This is a genomic window from Enterococcus sp. AZ067 (assembly GCF_051715005.1).
GTDB lineage: Bacteria > Bacillota > Bacilli > Lactobacillales > Enterococcaceae > Enterococcus_D > Enterococcus_D casseliflavus.
In genome coordinates this window covers 2,953,706-2,968,844 of sequence record NZ_JBIOSY010000001.1, presented here as the reverse complement: position 1 = coordinate 2,968,844, position 15,139 = coordinate 2,953,706, and the positions used below count along the sequence as shown (strand labels likewise).

At 42.5% G+C, this 15,139-nt stretch carries 10 protein-coding genes; all 10 read left to right on the top strand.

Annotation, left to right across the window (positions count from 1 at the left end):
- The first annotated feature begins 5 nt into the window (after positions 1-5).
- The 10 genes from IGI82_RS14120 (at position 6) to IGI82_RS14075 (ending at position 14,981) form a co-directional block, all read left to right on the top strand.
- Positions 6-1,619, top strand: coding sequence for a glycosyl hydrolase family 28 protein (locus IGI82_RS14120; protein WP_347482711.1), 1,614 nt, complete (start codon positions 6-8; stop codon positions 1,617-1,619).
- 421 nt (positions 1,620-2,040) lie between these two features.
- Complete coding sequence (locus IGI82_RS14115; RefSeq protein WP_438842368.1) at positions 2,041-3,294, top strand: glycoside hydrolase family 28 protein; 1,254 nt, start codon at positions 2,041-2,043, stop codon at positions 3,292-3,294.
- A 51-nt stretch (positions 3,295-3,345) separates the two neighbouring features.
- Positions 3,346-4,863, top strand: a complete 1,518-nt coding sequence (locus IGI82_RS14110) for an MGH1-like glycoside hydrolase domain-containing protein (protein WP_336682220.1) — start codon at positions 3,346-3,348, stop codon at positions 4,861-4,863.
- 374 nt (positions 4,864-5,237) lie between these two features.
- Complete coding sequence (locus IGI82_RS14105) at positions 5,238-6,752, top strand: extracellular solute-binding protein (protein ID WP_010749864.1); 1,515 nt, start codon at positions 5,238-5,240, stop codon at positions 6,750-6,752.
- 279 nt (positions 6,753-7,031) lie between these two features.
- Positions 7,032-7,700, top strand: coding sequence for a DUF1961 family protein (locus tag IGI82_RS14100; RefSeq protein ID WP_159160783.1), 669 nt, complete (start codon positions 7,032-7,034; stop codon positions 7,698-7,700).
- Positions 7,700-8,374 carry a YesL family protein gene (locus tag IGI82_RS14095; protein WP_016608833.1) on the top strand — a complete coding sequence of 225 codons (675 nt, stop codon included), beginning with the start codon at positions 7,700-7,702 and terminating at the stop codon, positions 8,372-8,374. The genes IGI82_RS14100 and IGI82_RS14095 overlap by 1 nt, the downstream gene beginning before the upstream one ends.
- The gene (locus IGI82_RS14090) at positions 8,349-10,862 is read left to right on the top strand and encodes a hypothetical protein (RefSeq protein ID WP_438842367.1); all 2,514 of its coding nucleotides are present in this window, start codon (positions 8,349-8,351) and stop codon (positions 10,860-10,862) included. Before IGI82_RS14095 ends, IGI82_RS14090 begins: the two co-directional genes overlap by 26 nt.
- On the top strand, positions 10,847-11,794 hold the full coding sequence (locus tag IGI82_RS14085; protein ID WP_005234199.1) for an ABC transporter permease: 948 nt from the start codon (positions 10,847-10,849) through the stop codon (positions 11,792-11,794). The genes IGI82_RS14090 and IGI82_RS14085 overlap by 16 nt, the downstream gene beginning before the upstream one ends.
- A gap of 11 nt (positions 11,795-11,805) precedes the next feature.
- The gene (locus IGI82_RS14080; RefSeq protein ID WP_005234200.1) at positions 11,806-12,684 is read left to right on the top strand and encodes a carbohydrate ABC transporter permease; all 879 of its coding nucleotides are present in this window, start codon (positions 11,806-11,808) and stop codon (positions 12,682-12,684) included.
- Between the two features lie 86 nt (positions 12,685-12,770).
- The gene (locus tag IGI82_RS14075; RefSeq protein WP_438842366.1) at positions 12,771-14,981 is read left to right on the top strand and encodes a helix-turn-helix transcriptional regulator; all 2,211 of its coding nucleotides are present in this window, start codon (positions 12,771-12,773) and stop codon (positions 14,979-14,981) included.
- Positions 14,982-15,139: the final 158 nt, after the last annotated feature.

Here is a 15,139-nt window from a genome sequence, read left to right as displayed (position 1 = left end):
AACCGATGCAACCATTTCAAGTAATTGATTTTCATGTCGTACCAAGCACGATCGGCGCTCATCAAGCGACCCTTATTTGGGAGAAGCCGCTGCACGCCCAAGCTATTTTTGGTTATCAATTGTTTTTAGACAACGATTTGATCCAAACCAGACCAACAAACAAGACGCATTGGACGTTGACAAACTTATCTGCCGATCAAACGTATCAAGTAACGATCATCTGCCTCGATCATCAGGGGTGCCTGCTTACAAATACCGCAGTCACGACGACCTTTCGTACAAAGAAAAAAAGTGTTGTGTTAGATGTTACGCAAGCACCCTACCATGCTGATAGCGCAGGCAAAGAAGATAGTACCGCCATTCTCCAGCAAGCGATCAACGATTGCCCTAGCAATGGCACTGTCTGGATCCCAACAGGGGCGGTGATCCTTTCTGGTGCGTTGGAGCTAAAAAGCAATATGATTTTTCAGGTAGATGGTACATTGCAAGCAAGCCTCGACATAGAAACGTATCGGGTTGCCCCTCACGAGTATTTAGGAAGCGTGAATCAAGAGGGCTTACCATTAAGCCGTTATGAAGGCTGGGAATTGTTTTGCTTCCGTTCATTGATCAACATTGGGTATATCGATCGGGGAGATCGAGGGCGTATCGTTTGTGAAAATGTCCGTCTTTGTGGCAAAGGAACGATCATTGGTGGCGGGAATCCATTAGGACTGGCGATGCGAAACTCTTATGCAGACCGTGAACAGTATCCAGAATATGTTTCTGATGGAAAACCTGGAAGACGAGTAAGGGGACGTTTGATCTGTATGATGCAGGCCAAAAACATCCATTTGACAGAGCTGACGTTGATTGATCCACCATGCTGGACTGTCCATATGATTTACTGTGACACCGTTGTGACCCATGGAGTGAATATTCAGTCCAAAGGCATCGACAATGGCGATGGTTGGGATCCTGATTCTTCGCAAAACTTGCTGATTTTTGACACCGTTTTTGATACGGGTGATGATTGTATCGCAATCAAATCTGGCAAAAATCCAGAAGGAAATCAGATCAATAGACCAGCGAAAAATATTCGGCTGTTTGATTTGGCTATTCGTGGGGGACATGGCATCGCGATTGGTAGTGAGCAATCTGGTGGTGTCGAAAATATCTCCTTTCGAGATTGTCAACTGACCAATACGCTTTATGGGCTAGAATTGAAAGCGCAGAATGATCGTGGTGGCTATATTCGTCAAGTGACGATCACCGATTGCCTGTTGGATCGTTTCATGGCTCATCCTGTTGCTTACAATGCCGATGGTCAGGCAGCCCAACAGTTACCGATCATTTCGGATATTTTGGTCAAGAATACCCGTATCGTAGGGCAGAACCCTTTGGTCGAGCTAAAAGGGTTTGTCGATGAACAAACACAGCAGGTTTCACCGATCCAACGCGTTGCTTTTGAGTCAGTTGCCTTTGAATCAGCTAAAGGGCAAAAGAAAATGATTTTTGAACAGTGTCAGGAGGTCAGCTTTAAAGAAGCAGCCGTTATTGATCGAGCGGCCATAAGTGACGCAATAAGTTGCCAAGAAACAGTCGAACTATCCATGGTGGGACAAAAGAAACTCACGTAGAACAAGCTTTTGAAAATGATCTGCGTTGGTTCTCCCAATGAGAAACAGTTAGTTAAGCACCTTATTTACTCCCTTGACAGGTTGCGCCTTTTTGCTTTTGTAGACAAAAAGGCGCATTTTTCTAACAAGAAAGGACGATGCAAAAAAAGACGATCCCCAGAAATCAAAAAGGACTTTCTTTTCCCGCTAAGGGGACTATAGTAAAGAATGTAGGGAAAAGGACGCCAGAAAGCACATGGGAAAAGACAACGAGATGTGCCAAGAGGAACGCTTTACTTGATGGACAGCGCCAGTAAGAAGCACTCAGTTCTATCCAACGAAATGATAGATGAAAAAAGGTTGGCGATGCGCAATTTTTACAATCATGGGTATCGACAAACCTATCAACAGCTTAAAACAAAAACGTAGGAGGCAAGCAAGAATGGAAGACATCACGCAATTATTGCAACGAGAAATTGACCAAGCATCAACTGTGCAGGGAACAGTGATTACACCACCCGGCGCCTATCAAATCGGCGCATTGTTTTTAAAAAGCAATGTGCACTTGATTGTCTCAGAGGATACGATTCTGTATGGTAGTCAAGAACTGGCCGATTATCCCGAAGTAGATAATCGGGTCGCAGGGATCAATATGAAGTGGCCTGCAGCGATGATCAATGTTTTTCACGCAGAAAATGTCATGATCTCTGGAAAAGGAAAACTTGATGGTCGTGGAGAAACATGGTGGCAAACGTTTTGGGGAACAGATGAAGCCAGCGGGATGATGGCGGATTATGCAAAGAAAGGCTTACGCTGGGCAGCAGATTATGATTGCAAGCGTCCACGGAATATCCTTGTTTATGAAAGTCAGCAAGTAACCATCAAAGATATTTCGTCGGTACAGTCGGGTTTTTGGAATACCCAAATCACGTATTCTCACCACATATTGATCGACGGCATCACGATAGACAATGGAAAAGGGCCTAGTACTGATGGCATCGATATTGATTCCTGTGAAGAAGTCACGATTCAAAATGCCCACATTTCCTGCAACGATGACAATATCTCGATCAAGGCGGGACGTGGGGCAGAAGCCATAGCCCAGCAAAGAAGCTGTCGGAAAATCACGATCAAAGACTGTCAGTTAGGGTATGGTTCAGGAATTGCCATTGGTAGTGAAACTTCGGGTGGGATCGAAGAGATCAAAATCCAAAAAGTTGTCTTTGAGCAAACTGGCGCAGGGTTTCGGGTCAAATCCGCCAACAATCGAGGTGGATTTATACGCAAGGTCACTGCTTCGGATTTAACGATGAAGGATGTTGGCTTTCCTTTTCTCTTACAAACAAATTGGTACCCAGATTATAGTTATCCAGAACTACCAGCTGATTATGAGGAAGAGATTCCCGACTATTGGCACAAATTGATGGTACAACCAGCTATTCCAGTAGGTCCAGCAAAGGTCTGCGACATTACTATTGAAAACGTGCAAGCCACCAAAACAGGACAACAAAGCGTGCGTGCTTTTTTCATCGAGGCCAGCCCAGCAGAACCGATCCGCAATCTAACATTAAAAAATCTTTCCATCCATGCCGACGAGTTCGGCAAGATTGCAGGAGTTGAGAACTTAAATATGGTGGAAACGATCGTCACTGCGTTAGCGCCGACCTTGGATCAAAATGATGTGTATGAGCGGTAGTAGAGAGACAACGAGAACGTACATCGCTAAGTAGGAAAAGAGAGGGGCACAATGAGGGAAAATCTTATAAAGAAATATATTGATACATTTAATCACAATGATGAAGAACTTTATTCTCAATGTATATCAAATGCTGACGCAGAAACCTGGATGATGCAAAACGTCCCAGTATTTACATGTAATCAACCATTATTTGAAGAAGCATATTATTTTCGATGGTGGGTATTTCGGAAGCATCTGAAAGCCACACCAGAGGGAACGATCATAACTGAGTTTTTACCACCCGTTCGTTGGTCAGGACCATACAATTCCATCAATTGTGCTGTTGGACATCATCTTTCCGAAGCTCGTTGGTTAAAATGTGGTCGCGAACTCATTCACGAATATGTTGATTTTTGGTTTAAAGGCAGTGGAAATCAGTATGCCTATTCGTCTTGGATCATTGATGCGATCAAAAATTATGCGATTCTTTGGTCAGATGCTGAGTATGGTGTTCAGTTATTACCTCATTTGGTAACCTTTTATCAAGAGATCGAAACGCATCATCTGACTCGTTATGGTTTGTTTTGGTCAAATGATGACCGGGATGCCATGGAGTGTTCTATTAGTGGTAGCGGATTGAGGCCAACATTAAATAGTTACATGTATGCCAATGCCTTAGGAATTGCCTATTTTGCCGAGCAAGCAGGTGATTCTTCACTTGCTAAAGACTATCGAAATAAAGCGTCACTTTTAAAACAAAATATAATAAAGTATTTATGGGATTCTGAAGAAGAATTTTTTAAAGTGATTCCCTTAGAGGATAAAGATGCGCAAATTGCAACATTTGATTTTAAACAAATACCAAAGCAACACAATGTAAAAGAATTGATTGGCTATCTCCCTTGGCTCTTTGGTATTGCCGAAGATACTCATGCGAGGGCTTGGCGCTATTTGAGTGATCCCATGTGTTTTCACGGTGAGTATGGTCTGACTACAGCAGCCAGAGATCATCTGTGTTATAACTTACCCAGTGAGAAAAATCATGAGTGCCTTTGGAATGGACCATCTTGGCCGTTTGCCACAACCCAAACAATCGATGCAATGATAGCCTCACGTCAAAACAAAAATAGTTCACTTAAAGCAACAGACATTTCACGAGAATTGCTGACCTATGCGAATAGTTTTTATCGAAACAAAGCAGATGGGACAAAAGTCAATTGGCTTGATGAAAATATTGATCCAGATACAGGAGAATGGCTTTCCAGAAAAATTTTAAAAGACCAGAACTGGCCCATAGGAAAAGGTGGCTATGAACGTGGAAAAGATTACAATCATTCTGCTTTCAGTGATTTATTCATTCGTGGATATTGTGGTATTCATCTTTCTGATGAGGGACTGCTGACGATCGATCCAATTAAAGATACGACGCTTGAGTATTTTTCTTTTGAGGATTTGCCGATGAAAGGTGATTTTATTTCTGTCTGGTATGATCGATCAGGAGAACATTTTGGCAAGGGCGTAGGCATTACGGTATTGATCGATGGCAAACACTATCAGAGTAAAAATAAGATTGAAATCAGTTTGTAAAGGACCAAGAAATTGGTCTTTTTTAATTTGAAAAATTTACAGCCTAATTGGTTTGGTCACAAGTAACTTCTTAAGAGAATGTGCTACTTGAGTAAGAAAGATCTGTCCATCTATTTAGAAGCATAGCATGAAATTAGAGACGGATAGAGAAAAGAGAGCGAAGATTTTAAGCCAAGAGCCAGTGCTTCAGATGTTCTTACTTTTTTTGGGAAGGGAAGACTCAGCAGATCGTTGTCAACAAACCCCTACCTAGCCATATATCAACGATTAACAAAAAATGTCAATTGCTGGAAATCCTGCTTTTCGTTATGCTTTTGGTATTGAAAGCGGTTTATTTAATCGGGCTCAACAACAAAATCTAAGGAGGAAAAGTAGTGAAAAAATTAAGTACGATTCTTGGTTTGGGGTTACTATCAGTCGCTTTTTTGTCGGCATGTGGGAAGGAGGAAGCAGGTTCCACAACAGATTATGATACGATTTCGATTTTATCGCCGTACATTGAAACTGAACCACCTGCAAGTGACAACGAGATTTTGAAGCAATTAGAAGCGTATACTGGCAAAAACATTGATATTACCTGGGCACCCAATACATCCTACGAGGATAAAATGAATATTACGTTAGCTTCAGATGATATTCCAGAAGTGATGGTCATTCAAGGAAAATCAGGAGGATTTATCAAGTCAGCAGAAAATGGCGCTTTTTGGGATTTGACCGACTATTTAGCTGATTATCCTAATCTCTCTCAATCTAACGAGGATGTTTTGCGTAATTCTTCTGTGAATGGCAAAGTGTACGGAATTTATCGGAAACGTGATGCGATGCGGACGGCGGTGATCATCCGAAAAGATTGGTTAGAAAACTTAAACTTAGATGTACCAGAAACGATCGATGATCTCTATGAGGTTGCCAAAGCATTTACTGAGAACGATCCCGATGGGAATGGTGAAAATGATACGTTTGGTTTGATTATTCCCCAATGGCCTGGCTCGATCAATTCAAATAGTCCTTACGATGTGTTAGCTACTTGGTTTGGGGCAGGAAATGCTTGGAAAGAAATAGACGGCACTTTAGAGCCATCCTTTATGCAACCAGAATACCTAGAATCAATGCAATTTGTTAAAGATATGGTGGAACAAGGCTATGTCAATCGTGATTTTGCAACCATGGCAGCAGATAAATGGGATGAGCCGTTTATCAATGGACGTGGTGGGATCATTATTGATACGTATTCACGAGCAGCACAAATCAGCAATAAATTATTGCAAGCTGGAGAAGAAGACCTCGTCGTCTTTACAGGGAATTTAAAAGATAATAGCGGTACGATGAATGCGTTACCGACAGATGGCTATTCTGGTTTCTTGGCGATTCCTAAGTCGAGTGTCCAGACAGAGGAACATCTAAAAGAGGTGTTGACGTTCCTTGATAAATTAAATGATAAAGAAGCACAGGTATTGCTGAACAACGGAATCGAAGGAATCAATTTTGAAGTAGTGGATGGAATGTCCGTCGCACTAGAAGGATCAGAAGCTGAAGCGTTAGCCAATGCGGTCAAAGGGTACTCACAAATTGGGATGAATGTAACGGAAGATACCCTGTACTATATTGCTAAGCCTGATACAGAAGCGGCTACTGAAAGCTATGAAAAACGATTGTCATTGATGGAAGCTGATTTAGAGCACGCTGTCTTTAACCCAGCAGCCTCCTATAATACAGATACGTATGTAACAAAAGGGGCACAGCTTGATCAGATCATTAGTGATGCGCGGGTTCAATTTATTGCAGGACAAATCGATGAAGCGGGTTGGGAAGCTGCGATCGAACTTTGGAAGAATCAAGGAGGCACGCAGCTGATGGAAGAAACGAATGCCCTTCATCAAGCACAATAACGACAGTCGAAGAAGGTTGAGTGGATCTTGCTCTCAACCTTTTTCTTTTTCAATAATTTTTTTCAGCTAATTATTCAGCTAATAAAATGGAGTACTATTTAGGTGAGACGAGACAGGTAGTAAGAAATCAGAAAAGAAAAAATGGAAAAAAACAAGTGGAAACCCTAATCTAACGCTTGATATCAAGGAATTCAAAAAAAGTCAATTGTTAGAAATGTAGGTCAAGTTTACTATGAAAAGAGAAAAGTAGCTCATATACGCATAAAAGGAGAAGAAGAAATGTTAGCGAAATTGATCTATGAAAATCCGCTGAATCAAGCAGCAGATATTCAACACTTTATTGCTGAAGGAGAGCCCAAGATTACTTTCCAAGACGGGATGATTCTGGCGAATACGTATTCTGAAGAATCAAACAAACAACCACATTTTGTTTTATGGCTGCCTCAACAATTTCCAGCGGACCTACGAATCACCTGGCAGTTTCAACCACTGGCTGAACCAGGCTTATGTATGCTCTTTTTTGCAGCAACCAATCGCAAGGGTGGCTCGATCTTCGATTCTGGAGTACCCAAACGAACCGGGGCATATCCCGAGTATCATTCTGGAGGGATCAATGCTTACCACCTTTCTTATTTTCGAAGAAAGTATGAGGAGGAACGGGCGTTTGAAACGTGTAATTTGCGCAAAAGCCATGGGTTTCATCTGGTCGCCCAAGGCGCAGATCCACTTCCGAGTGTAGCAGATGCCCGAGGGTTTTATCACCTAAAAATCGATAAGGTAGGTGCAACGATTTCCTTTCGGATCAACGACTTATTGGTGTTAAGGTACCTTGATGAAGAACAGTTTGGTCCCGTATTAACCAAAGGAGCGATCGGATTTCGGCAAATGGCGCCAATGAAGGCCCGCTATAAAGACTTAAAGGTATATTCCTTAGAGGAGGAACGGTGATGAATTGGCAGAAAGCATATCAAGCAGCAGATTTTGTCTTTTATTGTTTGCTGATAAATGTAACCGTTATTATAGGTGCACTAGTAGGTGGGATCATCTTTGGACTGGCGCCTAGCGTACAAGCAGGATTCCACGTAGCAAAGAAAACCCTTAAACAGGAATCGCCGCCTTTTTTTCAAACGTTCTTTGGGTATTACCGCAGGAACTTTTGGCGATCGAATCGCTTGGGCTTACCGATCATTCTCTTTTATTTGTGCCCCATGGTGGTGATCCAGCAAGGATTTTTAGCGGCATTGACTCAAACAGGCTTGATCCTATTGATCGTTAGCCAATGCGTCGCGATCGCTGTGATCAATACATTGCTTAGCATGTACGAATATTATGTGCTCCCAACGAAGAAGTACCTAGGCGCTTCGCTACGCTTTCTTTTTTTTCAACCTATTGGCACCTTTTTAGGCGTCCTTTGGTTTGGGATTTGTAGTACGATCAGCTTTTTTCTCCCCGGTCTCCTTCCATTTTTAAGTATTGGGATGTGGATCATTGGCACAATGGGGATTTACTTGAAATTATTTGATGAAAATGAACAAAAGCTAAAGCAACAAAACGATGCAGTTCAACCTGCAGAGAGGGAAGAGGAGGAAATCGAACATGGCATTGAAATGGCTCAAAAATAAACCTAAGGGAAAACGTGGGCTGAGTTTTGGGTATCCATGGGAAAAAGGAGCTTTACAACCTGAGGTTCTAAGGGAGGAACTGTTTTTGCTGGGGGAGGAACCGCTGCAAACGAAAGTACTGGCTTACTGGCCAGATGGCAGTGTGAAATGGACAGGACACAGTGGGCTGGTGGCAGAAACGACGCAGTTACTTTTTCAAAGAAAACAGCGTGTCCAGAAGAAACAGGCGATTGCTAGGGAAGCTTACAACGGTATTTATTTTGACAACGGTACGATCAAAGGCTTCTTCCCGAAACATGGGGAAGGGAAAAATGTTTTGGACTGGGTAGCGGTCAATGGGCAGAAAAAATTGCAAGATCTTCACGCAATCCTGCAATACCAAAACAAAAAGGTGCAGTCCAAAGTAACGGACTTGATGTTGGAAGAAAATGGTTCAGAAAAAGCCGTTATCAAAGTAACGGGCGTCATTGAGATCAATCAAGAAGTGGTGCAAGAGTTTATTTTACGGTTCCGTATCTTTCGCGAAATCAGCAAATTGGAAATCATTCATACGGTCATTATCATCAAACCACTTGCTTATGAAGGCATGGGGATAGCATTTGATTATGCGTTGACAGGTGAAAATTGGAATCGACAAGTCAAATTTATTGCAGATGCTGTGTATCATGAAGCGGCACAATTGTTACTTTCACGGCGACACTATCAGCAAAACATTCCCTATCAACAACAAGCCAGTGGACAGCTCGTTTCATTGACCCCAGCGGACGAGCCGATGCTGTCTCATGCGGTGGAAAATGCTATTTGGGACAATTTTCGGGTCAATCAAATCAATCATCGGTCATTTGAATTAGAAAAACAGACCGAAGCTGGGTACTGTTGGTTGCCCATTGGGGATGGCGAGCATTATTCAGGTACCTTTTACGCTGGGGGAGAAACCGGCGGTGTTGCTTGCAGCATGGAGAAATTTTGGGAAAAAGCACCATCTGCGATCGAGGTGACAGGCATCACCCAAAAAGCAACCCAAATCACGATGTGGCAGTGGTCACCGAATGCCAAGCCAATGGATTTTCAGCACTATTCCAAACGGGATCATATGCTTAGCGGATACGAAGGAATGGAAGAGATTCGTTCGACGGCAGTTGGCGTAGCAAATACGACGCGTTGTTGGTTGGATCTATATGAAGAAGCCCCGTCAGAAGAAGTGTTGCTGGGCTTAGCTCAAGAAAACCAAGAACCTGCCCAGATCGTTTCATTGCCAGAGCGTTATCAAGAGACGAAGGTTTTTGGCAGGATCAGTTTACCAGACGAATCAACGAAAACGAAACAGTTGCTGGAGCAACAATTGGCTAAGATGCGTCAATTCTATTTAGCAGAAGTCCAACAAAGAAGTTGGTATGGCTATTGGAACTATGGTGATGTCATGCATACCTATGATCAGTTTCGACACCAATGGCGCTACGATCTTGGTGGGTACGCTTGGCAAAACACTGAATTGGTCCCTAACATGTGGCTTTGGCTAGATTTCTTACGGACTGGTGATCCAAGCGTCTACTATCTGGCTGAAAGTATGACGAGACATACTTCAGAAGTCGATCAGTATCATGCTGGTGAATACAAAGGATTAGGGTCACGGCATAATGTCGTTCATTGGGGCTGCCAAGCAAAAGAAGTTCGAATTTCAATGGCGGGTCTCCATCGCTACTACTACTATTTGACAGCGGATGAACGCATTGGGGAGATTATGGAACAAGTCAAAGACAATGAAACCTATGCTTTTGATGCGTTACCACCGATGCGCGAGTTTTATGAACGAGAAACGAAGCGGATACCGATTCGCATCGGACCAGATTGGGCTGCGCTAGTCTCGAACTGGTTTACCCAGTGGGAACGGACGAATGATCCTGTTTACCTTGAAAAAATTCGCACGGGCATCACCTGCATCAAAGCCATGCCCCAGCGCCTATTGTCTGGTCCCACAGTGTTATTTGATCCACAAGACAAAACCTTATCTTATATGGGAACTGGGAATTTTGGCGGCTATCACATGGTCATCTCCTTTGGGGCGCCGCAAGTTTGGTTAGAACTTGCTCAAGTGCTGGAAGACCCCGAGTGGACAGAGATGTTAGGGGAGTTTGGCTGGTTTTATAGCTTGAGTCCTGAGAGAAAAGCAGAAGAATCAAACGGGGTACTGACGGAACCTCATTTTGCCTGGCCAATGTTTGCGTCGACGATGATGGCCTTTGCTGGGCGAGTGCGTAAGGATCAAGCAATCAGTCAAAGGGCTTGGCAGTTATTGCTTGATAATGACAAATCGGGTGTTCCATTGCCGATCGAAGCGACCATTGAAGCAGCGACAACGTGGAAAAAAATAAAAGAAATGCCGTGGGTATCGACCAATGTGTTGGCACAGTGGGGTCTAAATACGATTTGTTGTTTAGCATTGATCGGAGCGGAGTTAGAGGAGGAGAATGAATGGAAACAACAATAAAAAAAGTGCCGAAAACGAAAGAGCAATGGGGGAGTTTTCTCAACCATTTTAAACAAAATAAATGGCTCTATATTTTGACGATTCCCGGGATCATCTATTTTGCAGTATTTCGTTATGCACCGATGTATGGGTTGATCATTGCTTTCAAAGATTATGTGCCTTTTTTAGGAATCGCAGATAGTCCATGGGTTGGAACACAAAATTTTATGGATTTCTTCAATAATCCTGATTTCTTTCGGATCTTGTGGAACACGTTGATGATTGCCTTTTTAAACATCTTCTTTTCGTTTCCAGCACCCATCTTTTTGGCACTGTTACTGAATGAATTGCGCAACAAGCTGTTTCAGCGGACCATTCAAACCTTCGTCTATGTACCACATTTTCTTTCATGGACGATCGTCGTTAGTCTTTGGCATATCTTATTCAACATCGATCATGGAGCGATCACTCAATTTATCGCTTCGTTGACAGGCGTTGAAATCGACTTTCTCTCAGACCCGCAATGGTTCCGCCCCATGATCGTAATGCAATCGATTTGGAAAGAGATCGGTTGGGGAACCATTATTTATTTAGCTGCCTTATCAGGTGTAGATCAGGAACAATACGAAGCCGCGATCATGGATGGTGCAGGACGTTTCCGTCGTGTGTGGCACATCACTTTGCCTGCGATTCGTTCGACGATCATCATTATGCTGATCATGCGGATCGGGTCGATTTTGTCTACTGGGTTTGATCAGATTTTCTTGATGACCAATCAGTTGAACCGAACAGTAGCAGATGTTTTTGATACGTATGTGTATATGATGGGGATCACCAATGGCGCTTACAGTTACTCAACAGCCGTCGGATTATTTAAATCGATCGTTGGGATCATCCTCGTACTTTGTACCAATAAATTAGCGAAACGCTTTGGCGAAAGCGGCTTATACTAAGGAGGAAAAAGATGGATACTTTACACAATACGAAGGCAGGGAAAATATTTGACATTTTTAATGCGCTATTTTTGGCATTGATTGGGTTATTCATGGTGATTCCTTTTATTTATGTGATCGCAGGTTCATTTGCTACGGAGTTAGAATTGACCACACGTTCGTTTTTCTTATGGCCAAATGAGATCAGTCTCGACTCCTATCGCTTTATTTTTTCAACCAACACCTTTATCCGTAGTTTGCTTGTAACGGTCGGCGTTACCATCGTTGGCACGCTGGTGCAGCTTTTCTGTACCTTCACCTTTGCCTATCCTTTATCACGCAAGCACCTAAAAGGACGGAACACCTTGTTGAATCTCGTGATTTTTGCAATGCTCTTTTCAGGTGGGATGATCCCAACGTTTATCGTGGTGAAAAATTTAGGACTGATCAATTCTTATTGGGCATTGATTTTGCCAATCGCGATCAATCCGTTCAACTTAATGATCATCAAAAACTTTTTCCAAGAAATGCCGATCGAGTTGGAAGAATCCGCCAAGATGGACGGCTGTACGGAACTAGGGATCTTATGGAAAATCATTTTGCCTTTATCAAAACCAGTGATCGCGACCTTCACCCTTTTTTACGCCGTTGGTATCTGGAACGACTTCATGAGTGGATTGCTCTATATCAACGATTCAGCAAAATGGCCGATTCAGTTATTGTTAAGACAGATCACGATGGCCTCCAGTGGTGCCAATGCGTTAGCAAGTATGGACCCCAACTATGTGCCGCCTGAACAAGGAATCAAATTTGCAGTCATCATTGTGGCGACTTTACCAATTTTGATCTTCTATCCGTTTTTGCAAAAACATTTTGCCAAAGGAATGCTGATTGGATCCGTCAAAGGATGATACACTTCAATAGTTGTGGATAGGTTGTCATGCGTTTTTTCGCATGACAATTTGTTACATAAAATCTATTACAAGGGTGTTTGGGAATGAAGTACTTTAAAACAGGCGGTTTTCATCGAAAACTGCAGCTAGCCAGTCTATGGATCGTCGTGCCGCTATTAGCCGTTGCAATTTTTTTGCATGCCTATTTGATCGGACCATTACAACGATCGTATCAAGAACTAAACAATCGCCAAGTTGAAGGAATCGTTAGTAACATCAACCAACAGTTCTCGCAGCTGGAAGTGACTTTAAGCGTTTGGGGGCAATCGTTTCAAAGGCGCTACCAAGAAGATTTATTGGAAACGGCGAATTATCAGACGTTGATCCAGCTGTCGGAAGAATTGTTTTACTTAACCAATAGCTCCAATTATGTCAATCGAATCGGTATTTATTCGCTCGGAGAGGCGCCCTTTGGGATTGAAAGTGGCGGCACGTATGAATTAACGCTCGAGCAAACCAAAACAGCATTTGAACGCTATCGGATCGATAATGGTAGGCAGTATCAGTGGAAGATCATTGAAGAAGAGGATAAATTGATTTTTGTACAAAACATTGATAGCCAAGGCGAAGATCAGCCTAAAATTTTTTTAGTTGCAACGATCGACGAGCAATCATTGTTAAAGTATTTTTATGATACTCAAATTGAAAATGGTCTCGCAGCGATTTCCTTTAATCATGAGAGTTTTCGTTTTATTGGCGATCAGAACTTAGCGAATGTTATCCAACCGCTGAGTGAGGAGCATCAAGGAACCTGGGTCGAATCGATCAATGGCAATGATTATAGCATGATCGCCGTAAACAGTACGCGACTCAACCAAATATGGACATTTTATACCGTCGTTCCCTTAGCATTGATTACCGAGCCAGTCACTCATTTGGCTAGAGTGCTGATCGTCGTAAGTATTCTTTTTATTGCTTGTGTGGCAGTCATGAGTCTCTTTTTGGCAAAAAAACAATACCAACCTTTTGAAAAAACGATGGATCAGCTCTTTGGTAATACCCAATGGAAAAAAGAAAACGATCTGGAGTTTTTGGTGGACCGTTGGCAACAATTAAGTCGGGAAAAAGGATTGCTACAAAATCAGGCGGAACGCTTTCAAGATTCGCTGAAGCGGCAAGTGATCCAACATTTGATGGAAGGGTATTATGGCTATTTGTCAGAGGAAGAATCGCAACAATTACTGCAGCAAAAAAACTGGCGCTTAAGTGACAAAGGGTATCGCCTGTTTTATTTCCAACTCAATGATCTATTAAGCAATCAAGCAAATTCACAAGATGAAACCCACATTTTGTTTGCGCTAGAAAACATTATAACGGATGTCACAGCCATGTTTTTCCCAGAATCAACCATCGTTTCGTCAAATGAAGGGCGGATTTTGGTTTTTGTGGTCAATCAAGAGCAGCAACTGACAGATTACTTCACGATGGTCACCAAGCAAATCAATTTGATCGTCTGCCGTTATGTCACCATCGTTAGTTCGCAACAAGAAACTGAGATTCGCAAGTTGCCTGAAGTTGCCCAACGTCTCAAAAAGCAAATCCATCTGCAACGGTTGATTCCCGAAAATCAAGTGCTTCAAGGAGAGAAAATGCGTCCGCTGCCGAAGTATTCTCTTTCGCAAGAAAACTTGATTTTAACAGCGCTGAAAAGTGGCTATCATGAAGAATTGCAACGAAGTGTCCAGCGGTTTTTGGAACAGGTCGTGGCAGAAAACAATCAACAGGCTGCGGTGATCTATGTGGTCAATCGACTGTACGATCAAGTCGATTACCTTTTAAATGAAAATGGTGTCTCACGAACGGATTATGTATCGAAAACGGTTGTGTTAGAGCGAATCGAACGACTTTTGGACATCAATCAAATCCAAGCCTTTTTGTACCATCATTTCTTAAAGCCCGTTTCCATCCTCTGGCAAGAAAATGTCGCTAATTCTTATAGTGAAATGATCCAAAAAGTAGCGGAGTACATCCAATCTGATTTTCGCAATGAACAAATTTCGTTAGAATATGTTGCGGATCGTTTCGAAGTAGACCCAATCTTTTTGAGTAAGGAGTTCAAGCGTGCCAAGCAGGTCAACTTTATTGATTATTTAACCAATGTTCGCATCGTAGAAGCGAAACGGCAGTTGCTAGAAACCGATCATCAAATCAATGAAATCGCAGAAAACCTTGGGTATAATCCCAGTTACTTCAATCGTTTATTTAAAAAGTGCACGGGAATGACCCCAGGACAATATCGAAAAGGTCAGAGCTGATCACTGTTGGTTGCTGCGGAAAAGCTCGTATTTTCGCAGCTTTTGCTCTGATTTTTCCATGTTTTCGTCAGCCAATGTTTTGTATAATAGAAAAGAAAGCGATTTCTAATGCAGCTTAAGTTCAGCAAGAAAACCAGCGGACTTGTCAAAGCTGTTGG